13 protein-coding genes are annotated in these 14,648 nt (G+C 74.8%); 7 read left to right on the top strand and 6 right to left on the bottom strand.

What is annotated here, in order from left to right; translation table 11 throughout:
* Positions 1 to 26: 26 nt before the first annotated feature.
* The 6 genes from ACFZCD_RS19380 (at position 27) to ACFZCD_RS19355 (ending at position 7,795) form a co-directional block, all read left to right on the top strand.
* Complete coding sequence (locus ACFZCD_RS19380) at positions 27 to 1,280, top strand: sensor histidine kinase (RefSeq protein WP_391832371.1); 1,254 nt, start codon at positions 27 to 29, stop codon at positions 1,278 to 1,280.
* A gap of 163 nt (positions 1,281 to 1,443) precedes the next feature.
* Complete coding sequence (locus tag ACFZCD_RS19375) at positions 1,444 to 2,181, top strand: response regulator (protein ID WP_391832369.1); 738 nt, start codon at positions 1,444 to 1,446, stop codon at positions 2,179 to 2,181.
* A 349-nt stretch (positions 2,182 to 2,530) separates the two neighbouring features.
* Complete coding sequence (locus ACFZCD_RS19370; RefSeq protein ID WP_391832367.1) at positions 2,531 to 3,253, top strand: BTAD domain-containing putative transcriptional regulator; 723 nt, start codon at positions 2,531 to 2,533, stop codon at positions 3,251 to 3,253.
* Positions 3,254 to 3,427: 174 nt separating this feature from the next.
* Positions 3,428 to 6,271 (top strand): polyketide synthase, encoded by a 2,844-nt coding sequence (locus ACFZCD_RS19365; protein ID WP_391832366.1) that lies wholly within the window; start codon positions 3,428 to 3,430, stop codon positions 6,269 to 6,271.
* A complete protein-coding gene (gene redW / locus ACFZCD_RS19360) occupies positions 6,268 to 7,437 on the top strand; it encodes an L-prolyl-[peptidyl-carrier protein] dehydrogenase (protein ID WP_391832364.1) in 1,170 nt (389 codons plus the stop codon). Before ACFZCD_RS19365 ends, redW begins: the two co-directional genes overlap by 4 nt.
* A complete protein-coding gene (locus ACFZCD_RS19355; protein ID WP_391832362.1) occupies positions 7,361 to 7,795 on the top strand; it encodes a RedY protein in 435 nt (144 codons plus the stop codon). The genes redW and ACFZCD_RS19355 overlap by 77 nt, the downstream gene beginning before the upstream one ends.
* Before the next feature lie 43 nt (positions 7,796 to 7,838).
* Here ACFZCD_RS19355 and ACFZCD_RS19350 read toward each other — a convergent pair whose 3' ends face one another.
* The 6 genes from ACFZCD_RS19350 to ACFZCD_RS19325 form a co-directional block, all read right to left on the bottom strand.
* Positions 7,839 to 8,501, bottom strand: coding sequence for a LuxR C-terminal-related transcriptional regulator (locus ACFZCD_RS19350; protein ID WP_391832360.1), 663 nt, complete (start codon positions 8,499 to 8,501; stop codon positions 7,839 to 7,841).
* A 325-nt stretch (positions 8,502 to 8,826) separates the two neighbouring features.
* On the bottom strand, positions 8,827 to 10,008 hold the full coding sequence (locus ACFZCD_RS19345; RefSeq protein ID WP_391832358.1) for a RedV protein: 1,182 nt from the start codon (positions 10,006 to 10,008) through the stop codon (positions 8,827 to 8,829).
* 11 nt (positions 10,009 to 10,019) lie between these two features.
* Positions 10,020 to 10,829 (bottom strand): 4'-phosphopantetheinyl transferase family protein, encoded by an 810-nt coding sequence (locus ACFZCD_RS19340; protein ID WP_391832357.1) that lies wholly within the window; start codon positions 10,827 to 10,829, stop codon positions 10,020 to 10,022.
* Complete coding sequence (locus tag ACFZCD_RS19335; RefSeq protein ID WP_391832356.1) at positions 10,816 to 11,706, bottom strand: DUF6206 family protein; 891 nt, start codon at positions 11,704 to 11,706, stop codon at positions 10,816 to 10,818. The genes ACFZCD_RS19340 and ACFZCD_RS19335 overlap by 14 nt, the downstream gene beginning before the upstream one ends.
* Before the next feature lie 178 nt (positions 11,707 to 11,884).
* Positions 11,885 to 13,129 (bottom strand): beta-ketoacyl-[acyl-carrier-protein] synthase family protein, encoded by a 1,245-nt coding sequence (locus ACFZCD_RS19330; RefSeq protein WP_391832354.1) that lies wholly within the window; start codon positions 13,127 to 13,129, stop codon positions 11,885 to 11,887.
* Positions 13,126 to 13,371, bottom strand: coding sequence for a phosphopantetheine-binding protein (locus ACFZCD_RS19325; RefSeq protein WP_391832352.1), 246 nt, complete (start codon positions 13,369 to 13,371; stop codon positions 13,126 to 13,128). The genes ACFZCD_RS19330 and ACFZCD_RS19325 overlap by 4 nt, the downstream gene beginning before the upstream one ends.
* A 273-nt stretch (positions 13,372 to 13,644) precedes the next feature.
* Between ACFZCD_RS19325 and ACFZCD_RS19320 the strand changes: the two genes are divergently transcribed.
* Positions 13,645 to 14,640, top strand: coding sequence for a beta-ketoacyl-ACP synthase III (locus tag ACFZCD_RS19320; RefSeq protein ID WP_391832350.1), 996 nt, complete (start codon positions 13,645 to 13,647; stop codon positions 14,638 to 14,640).
* Positions 14,641 to 14,648 lie beyond the last annotated feature (8 nt).

Here is a 14,648-nt window from a genome sequence, read left to right as displayed (position 1 = left end):
TGCCGTCCCGGGACCCGGTTGCCCCCATGATCGCGCGCCTGCTGCTGCCCCGGCACGCGACCGCACGACGCAGTGTCCTGCTGCAGGACCTCGGCATAGCGCTGATGGTGCTCGCCGTGCAGAGCGTCCTGTTCGTCGTCACCTCGCGGCGGGCGCTGGACCTCCCGGGGTGGGCCCTCCTCACCGGCGCCGCGCTGTCCGTGACGGCGCGGCGCCAGGCGCCGTGGCTCACCGTGCTGGCGGTGGCCTGCATGAACTGCCCCTTCTACCTGCTCGGTTACCCCCGGGCGGCGGTGCTGCCGGCGGGCCTGGTGGCGCTGTGCACGCTGGCCGTCGTCGGGCCGCCGCGGCGCAGCTTCCTCACCCTGGGCGGCATCTTCGGCGTGGCGACGGTCGTGATGCTGGCCATGGGGAAGGGGCACCAGATCCTGCCGACGCTGGTGAGTGCGGGCTGGATCGCCGACGTCGTCCTGATCGGGGAGGCGGTGCGGCTGCACCGCAACTACGTCGGGGCGATCATGGAGCGGGCGGAGCGCGCCGAGCGGACGCGCGAGCGGGAGGCGGCCCGCAGGGTCGCCGAGGAGCGGGTGCACATCGCGCGCGACCTCCACGACCTGCTGGCCCACAGCATCACCCTGATCGGCGTGCAGACCGCGGTCGCCGCGCACGTCCTGGTCGCCGACCCCGAGCGGCTCGACCGCGCGGCGCTCGCCAAGGCGCTGGACGGCATCGCGGACACGTGCCGGGACGCCCGCGCGGAGCTGCGCGCGACGCTGGAGGTGCTCCGCGGGAACGACGCGGCGGCCTACGGACCCCTGCCGGGCCTCGACGCGCTGCCGGATCTGGTGCGGGCCGCGGAAGCGGCGGGCGCGCGGGTGAGCCTGAAGGTGCACCACGGCCCGGACGGGTCCGCGGCGGCAACCCGGGCCCTGGCCCCGGCGGTCGGGGCCGCCGCGTACCGCATCGTGCAGGAGGCCCTCACGAACGCGGTCCGCCACGGGGGCCCCGCGGTCCGCGTCTGGGTGACGGTGGCGCGCGGCGAGGCCGACGGCGCCCTGCGGGTCACCGTGCTCGACGACGGGGGCGCGGACGCGCCGGTGCGGGCCTCCGTGCCGGGGAACGAGCCGAACGGCACCGGCGGTTACGGCATCGTCGGGATGCGCGAGCGCGCCCGCAGCGTCGGCGGCGGGCTGCAGGCGGGCCCCCGGGCGGGCGGTGCCGGGTTCGCCGTCACCGCCGTCCTGCCGGCGGCCCCCGTGGACGGAGCCGCCCTCCGGTGAGAGCCCTTCAGCCAGTGAGCGCGCCGGCGGAACGCCCCGTGCGCGCGTCAGCGAATCGATCCGTCTCCGCCCCGCGGTGCGCGGGTCCCCACACCGAAGGATGGCCGATGACAGCAGCACCGAGCCCGGCGGCACCGCGCACCTCCGGGGGGAGGGGGCACCGATGAACGCGCAGCAGCCGATCCGGGTCCTGCTCGCCGACGACCAGCGGCTCGTCCGCTCGGCCTTCGCCATGCTGGTGGACACCGCCCCGGACATGGAGGTCGTGGGCGAGGCGGGCACGGGCCGGCAGGCCGTCGAGCTGGCCCGCAGCACCCGCGCCGACCTGGTGGTGATGGACATCCGGATGCCGGACCTGGACGGCATCGAGGCGACCCAGCGCATCGCCGCCGACGAGGACATGGCAGGCGTGAAGGTGCTCGTCCTGACGACCTACGACACCGACGAGTACGTCATCGATGCGTTGCGGGCGGGCGCCTCGGGGTTCCTGGTGAAGGACACCCGGCCGGCGGCGCTGCTGGAGGCGATCAGGACCATCGCCGCCGGGGAGGCGCTGCTGTCGCCCGGCCCCACCTCGCGGCTGATCGCCCGGGTGCTGCGGGCGCCGCGGGCGGACATCCCGGCGAGTTTCGTGTCGAACGGCCTGGCGGTGCTCTCGGTGCGCGAGCGCCAGGTGCTGACGCTGGTGGCCAGGGGTCTCAACAACGCCGAGGTGGGCGATGTGCTGGGGCTCAGCCCGCTGACCGCCAAGACCCATGTCAGCCGCATCATGGGCAAGTTGTGCGCCCGCGACCGGGTGCAGCTGGTGATCGCCGCGTACGAGGCGGGGCTGGTCACGCCCGGCTCGGCGCCCGGAATGCCGCCGGGTGCGAGTGCGGGGGACGGCGTCTGCTCATCCTGAAGAAGAGCTGAAGAAAACGGGCGCCGCCGCTACGCCGCGGTGCCGACCGGCCCGGACCGGCGGCGTCCTCCGGGCGTTGACGCCGCGTTGAGCCGGGCGTGCGCGCGCCTCAATGAACGTTCCGGGCGTGCGCCCGGGATCCGCCATCCGTTGAGGGCGGAAAGGGGCCGGGGGATGGATGACGCCAGTTCTTCGATGTTGGAAGGATGGGGATCCGGAAGGGGGAAGCTCTGACCCAGCTCCTGTTCTGAATCTCCGGGGGAAATTCGTGCAAATTGAAATACTCGGTCCGGTGCGCATAAGCGTTGCGGAAAGGAGCAGTGACATTCGGGCCAGCAAGGTCCGGTCGATGCTCGCGACCCTCGCCCTCCGGGCGGGGCGGGCGGTGTCGCACACGGAGCTCGTCGACGAGCTGTGGTGCGGTTCGCCCCTCGGCAATCCCCGTAACGCCCTGCAGGCGCAGGCGACGAGGGTGCGCAAAGTGCTCGAAGCACACACTCCGATGCACCGTACGACCGTCCTGCGGGCCGTTCCGAACGGCTATCTGCTGGACGTGCCGGCGGAGTGCGTCGACGCCAACAGATTCCTCGATCTCGCCTCCCGCGGCGGAGCCGCGCTGACCACCGACCCCGAGCGGGCGGCGAGGATGCTGGAGACCGGTCTGCGGCTGTGGCGCGGCCCGGCCCTGTTCGACGCCGGGGAGGGGCTGCGGTGCGCGAGCGCGGCGACCCTCTTCGAGGAGCGCCGGCTGACCGCCTGGGAGGACCTGGTGAGCGCCCGGCTGGTGCTCGGCCACAACACCCAGGTGATCGCCGAGTTGCAGCAGCTCGTCGCCCAGAACCCGCTCCACGAGCGGTTCTGCGAGCTGCTGATGCTGGCGCTGTACCGGTCGGGGCGGCAGAGCGAGGCGCTGGAGCGGTTCCGGCTCACCCGCAAGCGCCTGGACGAGCAGCTGGGCATCCGGCCGGGCGCCGGGCTGCAGCGCCGGCACGCCGAGATCCTGGCCCAGGATCCCGGGCTGGCGCAGCCGGACGCACTGACGCCGGTCCGGCGGGTCGCCACGGGCGTCTGAGCCCGGGCACCAGGCGTTCCGCCGGGCTCACCACCGTGGTTCCCGCCGTCGCTGCGGGGGCATTCCCTTCGCCGCGACGGCGGGCACCGCGAAGGCGCGGCCCGCGAGGCCGCGCCGCTTCCTCCGCCCGGCCGCCGATTCCGGCCGGGCCGCTATCACTGGAGCCGTTCCGACATGCACTCCGAGCCCGGCGTGCGCGGCGCTTCCGGCGCCGCGCACGCATCGCAGGACCCTTCCGAACCCGTCGCGATCGTCGGCATCGCGGCGCTCTACCCGGGTGTACGAGGAGCCGACGCGTACTGGAGGTTCCTGACCGAGCCACCGCCGCCGCCCGGGGCCGTGGCCCCCTCGCTCGCGGACATCGAGGTCGACGTCGCGCGGTTCGGCATCCCGCCGGCCCAGGCCGGCGCGCTCACGCGCATGCAGCTGCTGATGCTGGAAGCGGCCCGGGAGTGCCTGGAGGACGCCAAGGCCGGTGACCGGGCGTCGCAGGCCGAGCGCACGGACGTGGTGGCCGGGGTGTGCGCGGGACTCGACCGGCAGTACGCCAACGCCCTGCGCGTCGAGGGCAGCCGGTACGCCCGGGAGCTGGAACGGGCCCTGTCGGCACCGGAGTTCGGCGGCTCGGCCCGGACGGCCGCGCAGGCCGCCGACGAGCTGCGCACGGCACTGGTGCGGCGCCTCGGCGCGTCCCCGCACGACCGGGTCGGGGAGATGGCCAGCACCATCCCGGCCCGCATCGCGAGCGCCTTCAAACTGCGGGGGCGCACCCTGGCCCTGGAGTCCGCCGACGCTACGTCGTTCCTCGCCATCGCCCACGCCGTGGACAGCCTGCGCAGCGGCCTGTCGGAGGCGGTCCTGGTGGTCACCGGGCAGCGCGACGAGGGCCCGTTCCTGCGGGCGGCGCTCGCGGCGAAGGGGCTCACCGCGAAGGGGCCCGCGGCCGGGCGGACGCGGCCGTTCGCCGCGGACGGCGACGGCTTCGCGCTCGGCGAGGGCGTGGGCGCGCTGCTGCTGAAGCGGCTGTCGTCCGCGGTCCGCGACGGCGACCGCATCTACGCGTCCGTCCGCGGGTGCGCGGTGCGCCACGAGGGGCGCCCGGGCGTGTTCCGCTACTCCACGTCCGTGGAGCGGCGCGCGGAGACGGTCCGTGCCGCGCTGGACGCGTGCGGCGCGGCACCGGCTTCGGTCGGCTACGTGGAGTGCGGTGGCTACGGCGTGGTGCACGAGACGGACGCCGAACTCGCCGCGCTGGACGCCGTGTACGAGGGGACCGCCGCGGGCTCGGTGGCGGTGGGGAGCGTGCGCGACCGGCTCGGGCACACCTTCGCCAACGCGGGCCTGGCGAGCGTCACCAAAGCGGCCCTGGCCCTGCACCACCGGCGGCTCCCGGCCCAGTGGCCGGAGCCCGGGCCGGAGCGGGACCTTTCCGCCACACCGTTCCGTACGCTGCGCGAGCCGCGGAAGTGGCACCGGGCGGCGGGCGGCGGGCCCCGGCGGGCCGCGGTCGGCGGGGCGTCGCTGACCGGCACGCTCTGCCACCTGGTGCTGGAGGAGCACGCACCGGAAGCCGCCGGACCCCCGCCGGACCGGCCGCGGGCCGCGCGCGTCTCCGTCGCGCCGGAGCCGGTCGCGGTGGTCGGCTACGGGGGCCGCTTCGGCGACGCGCCCGACGCCGACGCCTTCTGGGCCGCCATGCTCACCGGCCGGGACCGCATCGCGCCCCTGCCGGAGTCCCTCCTCGACCGCGAGCTCTACTACGCGCCCGGCAAGCTGAGCCTCACCCGCAGCTACACCGACCTGGGCTCGCCCGTGGAGGTCCCGGCGGCGCCCCCGGAAGGGCTGCGGATCCCGCCGCGCCGCTACGCGGCCATGGACGCCGCGCAGCGGGTGGCGCTGTCCGTGGCCGGTGAGCTGCTGGCCCGCCGGGGGCCGGCGGCGGCCGCGCTGCGCGGACCGGGGCTGGTCGCGATGGGCACCAACCTGAGCCTGTCCCGGGAGCGGCGCGCGGCCGCGGGGATGGCGCTGGCCGAGGTCGAGTCGGCGGTCGGCGGTCTCGCGGCGCTCGGCCGGCTGGACGCGACCGAGGCGGCGACCCTGCTCGACCTGGTCCGCGAACGCTACGCCGCGGACCCGGCCCCGCGCGGGCCGGAGGACCTCGACGGCTCCCTGGCCGGCGGCGTCGCGGCCGTGATCGCCAACGAGTACGGGCTGGACGCCGTGCCGCTGGCGGTCGAGGCGGCGTGCGCGTCGTCGCTGGCCGCGCTGGACGTGGCGGTGGGGCGGCTGCGCTCCGGCAGCGTGGACTACGCGCTGGCCGGCGGCGTCGAACTGCCCTGCAACGCCCGCGACATGGTGCTGTGCTCGGCGCTGGGGCTGCTCTCGCACGGGCGGATCACCCCCTTCGACACCGCGGCCGACGGCTTCACGCCGGGGGACGGCTGCGCGCTGTTCCTGCTCAAGCGCTACGCGGACGCCCGGCGCGACGGGGACGCGGTGCACGGCCTGCTGTGCGGGATCGGCGCGTCGAACGACGCCAAGTCCCTGATCGCCCCGGATGCGGACGGCCAGGTGCGGGCCATGCGCCAGGCCTTCGGGCAGGCGGGCTTCGACCCGGCCGACGTGGGCTATCTGGAGGCGCACGGCACGGGCACCCGGGTGGGCGACCGGGTCGAGATCGCCGCGGCCGCACGGGTGTACGCGAGCCCGCACCGGCGGCGCCCGCTGGAGATCGGCTCCGCCAAGTCGTTCTTCGGCCACACCTTCGCCGCCGCGGGCGGAGCCGGGCTGCTGCGGGCGCTCCAGGCCCTGCGGACCGGGGTGCTGCCGGCCAACGCGGGCCTCACCACGGTCAGTCCGGAGCTGGACCTGGACCGCATCCCCGCCCGCGTCTCGGCGGCCACGGGGCCGTGGGAGGCCGCGCCCGGCCGGCCGCGGCGCGCGGGCGTCAGCTCCTTCGGGACCGGCGGCATCAACTATCACGTGCTGATCGAGGAACACCTGGACGGGCCACGATGAACTTCGACTTCGACACCGAGACCGCGGAGATGCGCGACATGGTCGTGCGCTTCGCCAGGCGCGACCTCGGCGACGGCACGGACGTGCCCGGCCCGGAGGAGTTCCGGCGCCGCTGGCAGCTCGCGGGCAAGCAGGGCCTCACCGGGGCGAGCGTGCCCGCCGCGTACGGCGGCAGCGGCCTCGACGCCGTCACGACCGCCGCGCTGATGGAGGCCTTCGGCTACGGCTGCGCCGACCAGGGCTTCGCGTTCTCCGTCGCCGCCCACCTGTTCGCGGCCGTCATGCCGATCGCCGAGTTCGGCACCGGGGAGCAGAAGCAGCGCTGGCTGCCGGCGCTCGCCTCCGGCGAGGCGATCGCGGCGCACGCCATCACCGAGCCGGGGGCCGGGTCCGACGCCCTGCACCTGCAGACGCGTGCCACGCGCGAGGGCGACGCGTACGTGCTGAACGGCAGCAAGTGCTTCACCACCAACTCCCCCGTGGCCGACGTGTTCGTGCTGCAGGCCGCGACGTCGCCCGGCGGCGGCTTCTTCGGCCTGACCACGTTCGTCGTGGAGGCGGGCACGCCGGGCCTGACGGTGGGGCCGCGCTACGACAAGGTCGGCCTGCGGGGCTCGCCGATGGCCGACGTGTACCTCACGGACTGCGCGGTGCCGGCCGCGAACGTGCTCGGCGAGGAGGGCTCGGGCGCGAGCATCTTCTCCTCGTCGATGAAGTGGGAGCGCACCTGCCTGTTCGCCACCTACCTCGGGGCGATGCAGCGCGTGCTGGAGTCGACCATGGCCCACGCGCGGGAGCGGGAGCAGTTCGGCTCGGCCATCGGCGGCTTCCAGGCCGTCAGCCACCGCATCGTCGACATGACGGTACGGCTGGAGTCGGCCCGGCTGATGCTCTACAAGGCCGCGTGCGGGCTGGCCGCGGGCAGCGACGACGAGGTCGCCCCCGCCCTGGCGAAGCTCGCGGTGAGCGAGGCCGCCGTGCAGCTCGGGCTGGACGCCGTGCAGCTGCGCGGCGCGCTCGGGATCCTCGGCGGCGAGGCCGAGACGTTTCTCCGGGACGCCCTGCCCGCCCGCATCTTCTCCGGCACCAATGAGATCCAGAAGAACAATGTCGCCCGCGCCCTGGGCCTGGGCGGCCGGCGCTCCCGAAAGCGCCGCGGACGGTGAACAGCAGCGGAATACAGAGGGGAATGACGACGTCGTGGACATGATTGTGCACAGAATTCGGCTCCGCCCGGGAGTCACTCCCGACCGTTTTGAAACATGGGTCCGGGAGACCGACTACGCGACCTGTCCGGAACTCCCGAGCGTGCTGTCATTCAGTGTGCAGCGGGTTTCCGCGGACCCGGCCGCGCCGGTGCACTTCTTCGAAGTCATCGGCGTGCGCAGCCTGGCCGAGTTCGAGAAGGACGCGGCGGGTCCCGCCTTCGCCCGGCTGGTCACCGATTTCGAGGGAATGGCGGAGGTGCTGGACGAACTCGCCGGGGTCCGCGTGGAGCCCGGATACCGTGCCGCGGGGGCCTGACGGCCGCCGCGGGCACCCGGGACCGGACGGCCGCCCGAGGGTGTCAGCGGCGGCCCTCGACCTGCCGCTCCATGACGTCGATCAGACCCGTCTCGTAGGCGATGGCGACCGCCCGGGCCCGGGTCCCGGCGTCCAGCTTCCGCAGCACGTGGTGGACGTGGGAGCGGACCGTCGTGTTGGAGATGGAGAGCTTCTCGGCGATCTCCGCGTTGGAGCGGCCCTGCGCGAGCAGCAGCATCACCTCGGACTCGCGCGGGGTCAGGGCGCCGGCCGGCGGCGGAGCGGGGGCGGGGGGCTGCTCGGTGCGGAGCTGGTCGAGCGCCTTGCGGGCGGTCAGCGGAGCGACGATGGCGTCGACCTCGATGACCGTCTTGATCATGCGGATGAGCTCCTCCGGCGGGTCCTCCAGGGAGAGCACGGCGCGGACGCCGATGCGGAGCGCCTCGAACGCCCTGGAGGCCGAGTCGGGCCGGGCGAGCAGGATGACCTTGGCCATCCGGGAGAGTTCGGCGAGTTCGTGGGTGTCGTCGATGCCGAGCGCCGGGGCCACGACGACAATGGCGTCCGGGGTCGTCTCCCTGGCCGCCGCCACCGTGCTGCGCACGGATGTTTTCGTATGTGCTTCCAGGCCGTGCTGGCCCAGCAGCGCCTGCATACCTGCGCCCAGAATGAGCTTGTCGCAGCACAGCAGTATGCGCATACTCATCGAGCCTGCTTCCAGTAATCGGAACGGTTCCGAGCAGAGTCGCTCCGGGGAGCAGGCGTTATTGTGGCGGACGGGGTTGCGGGGGTGAAGACCCGACTCCCCCCGTCGGCGGTCCACCGGCTGATTGACGTCTTCTCCGTGGCCACGGCTCCCCCTGAACGTCTCCCCCGACTGTACGCCAGCGGCAACTGGCAACCGGGTGTCCCGCCGGGTTTTGGCGGAAATCTGTCACGGTAAAGGCGGTGGCAAGGAGCAGTATCCCCGACCCCGCGGCGTACGCGATCCGGGCCTGTCCGGAACGTTCCGCTGCTTTTCCGGCTTCCGTTCAGACCGTGCGGTGGTCAGCCGCACCGAGGCTCCGCGGAGCCGGGGGGAAGGCCGTGCGGGGCCGCCCGACGCGGCTCACGAAGAACAGCCTGCCGGAAAGGCCCAGCCGGTCCTGGAGCATCGTGCGCAGCCGGTCGTGCTGCATGACCACGCTCAGCGGGTGCAGGGCGAGACCGGCGGACGCCGCGCCCAGCCAGTAGTCGGCGATGCGCGCGCCGCCCCGGAAGGCGTCGGCGACCCCGGGGGTCTCGTCCGCGAAGTTCATCAGGACGACGGCGGGGGTGCGGCGGACCTCGGCGGCCAGTCCTCCGGCGAGCGAACGGTCGTAACCGAACCGGCACAGCACTTTCATCACCGGCGGGGCCAGCGCGATCCGCTTGGCGAGCAGTTGGCGGCCCGACATCGGTCCGAAAAGCTGCGTCGCGGGGAAGCCGTCGCCGTGCGCGCGCACCGCCGCGGGGCTCCAGCGGATATAGGAGTGGGTTTCCCGCCAGGCGGCCGGATGGCTGAAATCAATGCCCCCGTAGCGTCCGAGGAACTCGGCGAACGCCTCCCGCTCATGATCCTCCGTCAGATGGCGCACGGTGATCGCCCGGCCGACGGTGACCTGGGGACGCGCGAGGTCGCCGAGCAGCCCCGGGGCGAGCGGTTCGTCCTCGTACGGGCCGCGGTTGGTGTGCCGTGCGTGCGCCGTGGCGTCCAGGGCGGCCAGGCTCTCGGCCGCCTCCCCGGTGCGGCGCAGCGCTGCCGTCCACAGCAGCGACCAGTCCCGCGGCCAGGGGCCGCCGGGCAGCCGCGGGTCCGCGGCCGGGCCGCAGGCCCCGGCGCCCCCGTCGTGGGCGCGCTCCCGGACGACGGCCCAGCCCTGGGCGGCCAGGGCCCGGCAGAGCAGCCGCCAGTACGCGGCGCAGCTCAGCCGCATCTCCAGCACGTGGGCAGGCAGGGCGGTGAGGCTGCGCCGGCGGTCGGCGGCGAGCGCGAGGTAGACGGTGGAGCCGTCGTCGGGGCAGCCGAGCAGGTCGGCGGCGGCCCGGCGCGCCGGGTGGCTCTCCAGCCGGGCGAGCGCCCACGGCTGGCAGTTGTGCGAGGAGGGGCTGAGGGCGGCGATTCCGGTGGCGCGGCGCAGCGCCTCGGGGAAGGCCTCGCCGAGCCCGGGGGTGCGCGGGGTGGCCGGTGTCATGGGTCCGCTCATCACGTCCATACCAGGGCGAGGAAGTATCCGTCGATGCGCCGGGCCCAGCCGTGCCGCCGGCCGTCGCCCGCCGAAGGGGCGTGGCGCAGGAGTCCGGGGCCGGGCCGCCACGTGAAGGTGTGGTCGTGGCGCCAGGCGTGCAGGGCGACTTCGCGGGGGTCGATGCGCAGCCCGAAGCCGAAGTGCTTGAGCACGGCCTCCTTGCAGGCCCAGCGCAGCGGCAGGGGCATGGCGGCGAGGCGGCGGCGGTCGGGGTCGGGGTCCGCGGCGGCGCTGTGGTCGTCGGCGGTCAGCAGTTCGGTGAGCAGCGGCGGCATGCGCCGCTCGTGCTCCAGGTCGACGCCGACGGGGCGCGGTCCGCACACGGCGACGGCGAAGTCCCCGGAGTGCGAGAGGCCCACGTCGACGGGGGCGTTGACGACGGGCTTGCCGGCCCGCAGGCCGTGGGCGACGGCGCCGACGCGGATGTCGCGGGTGCGGCCGGACCGGTCCCCGTGCCGCCTGCCGTGGGCGAGGACGCCGTGCTTGACGGCGAGACGGCCCGCCAGCCATTCGCAGCGCCGCTTGGGCAAGCGGAGGCCCGCGGCGTGCGCGGCCTCGTCGTCGGTCAGGTGCCGGGCTTCGAGCCCGGCCCGGACGGCGTCGCCCTGGGCGCGCAGCCAGGCGATGGACACCACGGCGGCGGTGAGTTCGCCGGTGGGCCGCGCGAGGTGCAGCGGGCGGGCCGGGTCGAGGGTCAGGGTCTCTCCGGCGAGGCGGCCGGCGCCGGGGCGCGGCGGGGCCGGCAGGAGGGCGTCAGCGGTCGGCATCGGGCGGCAGCAGGAAGGGGTAGGGGCGGCGGAGCACCTTGAGGTGCCAGGCGCGGTCGGCCTTGCGCAGCCGCTGGATGAGCTCCCACATCGAGGCGTCGCCCTTGTAGTAGGCGGCGACCTCGCCGGCGGTGAGGGCGGGGGTGATGCGGGCGTTGGCCTGTTCGAGGAAGGCGGGGACGAGGGCGTCCAGCCTCTCCTTGTGGAGGTTGCCGAGGAAGTCGAGGACGACGCCGCGCGGTGTGTAGAACTTGTCGAAGATGGACTTGGCCACGGCGATGCGGACGGCGTCGCGCAGGATCCAGGGCAGCGAGGTGAAGAACAGCCGGACGTCGAGGAGTTCGCGGCCGCGGGCGTCGCGCATGAGGGGCGAGGTGACGTCGAGGTAGACGAGGTCGCCGTCGAGGTCGATCCAGTTGGAGGCCTGGGCGTCCAGGCCGAGGACCGGGGAGACGGCGCCGTGCACGGTGTCGAGGAAGCGGGCGAAGAAGTCCTCGGCCCAGGCGCGGTCCTCGGTGTGCAGGAGGTGGGAGACGAGCCGTTTGACGGGCAGGGTCTCCTGGACGCAGTAGCCGACGATCTTGCCGAAGGGCAGCCCGGTGTGCCACAGGGCGGTCTCGGCGACGTGGACGCCGGCCGCGGAGAGGCGGTCGGTGTAGCGGGTGAGGGTCCGCCCATAGGCCTCGAAGCGCTCGCGGCCGCCGAAGACCGGGAGCCGCTTGCAGGCGAAGGCGCCGCGGGCGGTCTCCAGGGCGAGGACGAGGGTGACCTCGCCGTAGCCGAGGACGGTCAGGCCGCGGGGGTCGCCCGCGGCGAGCGCGGCCCGTACGTGCTGTTCGAGTTCCCGGAGGTCGTCCTCCGGGACGGTGAGGGGCATTGGCACGCCGCCTTTCTTCTCGGGGTGTTGTCGGTGTGCGGTGATCGCGGATTCCGCCGGACCCTCGCCGGCCGGACCCCTCCCGCCGGAACGGCGAGCTGCCGCAACGGCGTGGGTCCGGCGGAATCCACACCGGCCGGCACCGCCGCGTGACGGGATCCGCCGGAACGGCGATCCGTCACGCCGCTCGGAACACGAGCGCCGCGTTCTGCCCCCCGAATCCGAACGACGTGGACAGCGCCGCGTCGACGGCCGTCTTGCGGGGGGCGCCCGCGACGACGTCCAGCTCGATGTCCGGGTCCAGCCGTTCGAGGTTGGCCGTGGGCGGGACGAGCGAGCGCTCGACCGCCAGGACGGTCAGCGCGGCCTCGATGGCGCCCGCGGCCCCGAGGGTGTGCCCGAGCACGCCCTTGGTGGAGGTGACGGCCGCCCCGTCGCCGAGGGCCCGCCGCAGCGTCGCGGCCTCGACGGCGTCGTTGAGGCGGGTCGAGGTGCCGTGGGCGTTGACGTGGCCGATGGCGGCGGGGTCCGTGTCCGCCTGGCCGAGCGCGGTGCGGACGGCCGCGAGGACGGCCCTGCCCTCCGGTTCGGGCGCGGTGAGGTGGTGGGCGTCGGCGGAGGCCCCGTATCCCGCGAGGAGCGAGCGGACGCGGGCGCCGCGGGCGCGGGCGTCGTCCTCCCGCTCCAGGACGAGGATGCCGCTGCCCTCGCCGATGACGAAGCCGTCGCGGTCCGCGTCGAAGGGCCGGGAGGCGGCGGCCGGGTCGTCCAGCCTGCGGGAGAGCGCCCCCATTTGGGCGAAGCCGGTGACCATCAGCGGGCTGACGCCGGCCTCCGCGCCGCCCGCGACGACGATGTCGCAGGCGCCCTCGCGGAGCAGCTGGGCGGCGGTGCCGACGGCGGTGGCGCCGGAGGAACAGGCCGTGGCGGTGACGAAGTTGGGGCCGGTGGCGCCGAGGTCGATGGCGAGGTTGCCGGCGGCCATGTTGGGCACCAGCATCGGCACCAGGAGCGCGGAGACCTTGGAGGGGCCGCCTTCGAGCATCCGGCGGTGCTGCTCCTCCCAGGTGCTCACGCCCCCCAGGCCGCAGCCGACGACCACGGCGACGCGCGCGCCGTCCCAGTGCGCCGGGTCGAGCCCGGCGTCGGCGACTGCTTCGCGGGCGGCGACGAGGGCGAGCTGGGTGAAGCGGTCGTGCATCAGGGCGCTGCGGCGGCCGACGTGCCGGGCGGGGTCCAGGCCGGGCACGGTGCAGGAGATGTCCACCGGGAGCCCTTCCAGGGCCGGGTTGCGGGCGGCCGCGGAGACCCCGGCGCACACGCCGTCCCACGTCGCCTCGGTGCCGATGCCGGCCGCGGTGACCAGGCCGAGGCCGGTGACGGCGACGGGCGTCACGGGCCGCACGGCCGTCGTGGCGCTCACGGCGCCGCGGCCGCGATCTCGTCCGTGATCACCTTCACCACGGTGGCGATGGTGTCGGTCGGCGCGGCGGCCTCCTCGCCGAGCTTCACCCGGAACTCGGACTCGACGACGAGGAGCAGCTCGACGAGGAACAGCGAGTCCATCTCCAGTTCCTCGAAGGTCACGTCGGGGCCGATGGCCGTGCGGTCCACCGCGAAGCGGTCGACAAGCAGGTCCACCAGCTTGTCGTAGACAGGGCTCATGGTGCGTCCGCCTTTCGTTGCGCGTGCACGCCGTCCGGCGCGGTGTGCCGGTCAGTCTGGACGGCCGCGCTGACGGGGTGCTGACGGATGACTGACCCCGCCACGGGTCAGCCATCCGTCAGCGTCCGGTCAGCCCGGGTGAGCAGACTCGGCACGCCGGAGCCGTCCGCAACGGAGGAGCGCTCTCGTGGTTCGCACACCTTTCCGGAACGCAGGGAACGCAGTGATCGCACGGCATGCCGAGTGCGGGTGCCGGGCCCGCGGCGGTGCCCGGTGACGCGGGCGGCCGTGGTGGCCGGCGTGGGGAGCGCGCTGCCCCCGGTGCCGGTCGGCAACGCCGAGCTGGTGGCGGCGCTCGACACCTCCGACGAGTGGATCCGGTCCCGGACCGGCATCCGGCAGCGCTACTTCGCCCCGGACTCCATGGCCACCTCCGACCTGGCCGCGGGGGCCGGCGCCAAGGCGCTGAAGTCCGCGGGCGGACGGCCCGTCGACACCGTCGTCGTGGCGACCACCACGCCGGACCGGCCGTGCCCGGCGACCGCGCCCACCGTGGCGGCCAAGCTGGGCCTGGGCCACGTCGCGGCGTACGACGTCGCGGCGGTGTGCTCGGGCTTCGTCTACGCCCTCGCGACCGCGGCCGGGCTCATCGCCTGCGGCGCCTCCGAAGGGGCCCTGGTCATCGGCGCGGAGACGTTCTCCCGCATCCTCAACCCCGCCGACCGCTCCACCGCGGTGATCTTCGGGGACGGGGCCGGGGCGCTGGTCCTGCGGCCGGGCGAGGAGGGCGAGACCGGGGCGCTCGGCCCGTTCGACCTGGGCAGCGACGGCGAGGGCCTGGAGCTGATCACGGTGCCCGCGGGCGGCTCCGAGCGGCGCCCGCACGCCCCGGCCCCGGAGGACCACTACTTCACGATGCGGGGCAAGCAGGTCTTCCGGCTCGCCGTGCAGCGCATGAGCGGGTCGGCGCGCACCGTGCTCGACCGCGCGGGCTGGCGGGTCACGGACGTCGACTGCCTCGTCAGCCACCAGGCCAACCACAGAATCACCGCGCGCCTGGCCGACGAGCTGGGCATCCCGCAGGAGCGCTGCGCCGGCAACATCGCCGAGGTCGGCAACACGGCCGCGGCCTCCATCCCGCTGGCCCTCGACCACGCCCACGCCGGGGGGACGCTGCGGCCCGGGGCCCGGCTGCTGCTGACCGCCTTCGGCGGCGGCCTCACCTGGGGGGCGACGGTGCTCACCTGGCCCGCCCTCGACCGCGACTGACGGCAAGG

This window comes from Streptomyces sp. NPDC008001 (genome assembly GCF_042958085.1).
Taxonomy (GTDB): Bacteria; Actinomycetota; Actinomycetes; order Streptomycetales; family Streptomycetaceae; genus Streptomyces.
Note: the sequence above shows the minus strand (reverse complement) of the source record. Positions and strands in the feature narration are given on the sequence as shown.

What these genes read in the sequence shown, in the direction of transcription:
- ACFZCD_RS19380 (WP_391832371.1), top strand. Translation starts at nt 27, where the DNA reads ATGATCGCGCGCCTGCTGCTGCCCCGGCACGCGACCGCACGACGCAGT.
- ACFZCD_RS19375 (WP_391832369.1), top strand. Translation starts at nt 1,444, where the DNA reads ATGAACGCGCAGCAGCCGATCCGGGTCCTGCTCGCCGACGACCAGCGG.
- ACFZCD_RS19370 (WP_391832367.1), top strand. Translation starts at nt 2,531, where the DNA reads ATGCTCGCGACCCTCGCCCTCCGGGCGGGGCGGGCGGTGTCGCACACG.
- ACFZCD_RS19365 (WP_391832366.1), top strand. Translation starts at nt 3,428, where the DNA reads ATGCACTCCGAGCCCGGCGTGCGCGGCGCTTCCGGCGCCGCGCACGCA.
- redW (WP_391832364.1), top strand. Translation starts at nt 6,268, where the DNA reads ATGAACTTCGACTTCGACACCGAGACCGCGGAGATGCGCGACATGGTC.
- ACFZCD_RS19355 (WP_391832362.1), top strand. Translation starts at nt 7,361, where the DNA reads ATGAGATCCAGAAGAACAATGTCGCCCGCGCCCTGGGCCTGGGCGGCC.
- ACFZCD_RS19350 (WP_391832360.1), bottom strand. Translation starts at nt 8,501, where the DNA reads ATGAGTATGCGCATACTGCTGTGCTGCGACAAGCTCATTCTGGGCGCA.
- ACFZCD_RS19345 (WP_391832358.1), bottom strand. Translation starts at nt 10,008, where the DNA reads ATGACACCGGCCACCCCGCGCACCCCCGGGCTCGGCGAGGCCTTCCCC.
- ACFZCD_RS19340 (WP_391832357.1), bottom strand. Translation starts at nt 10,829, where the DNA reads ATGCCGACCGCTGACGCCCTCCTGCCGGCCCCGCCGCGCCCCGGCGCC.
- ACFZCD_RS19335 (WP_391832356.1), bottom strand. Translation starts at nt 11,706, where the DNA reads ATGCCCCTCACCGTCCCGGAGGACGACCTCCGGGAACTCGAACAGCAC.
- ACFZCD_RS19325 (WP_391832352.1), bottom strand. Translation starts at nt 13,371, where the DNA reads ATGAGCCCTGTCTACGACAAGCTGGTGGACCTGCTTGTCGACCGCTTC.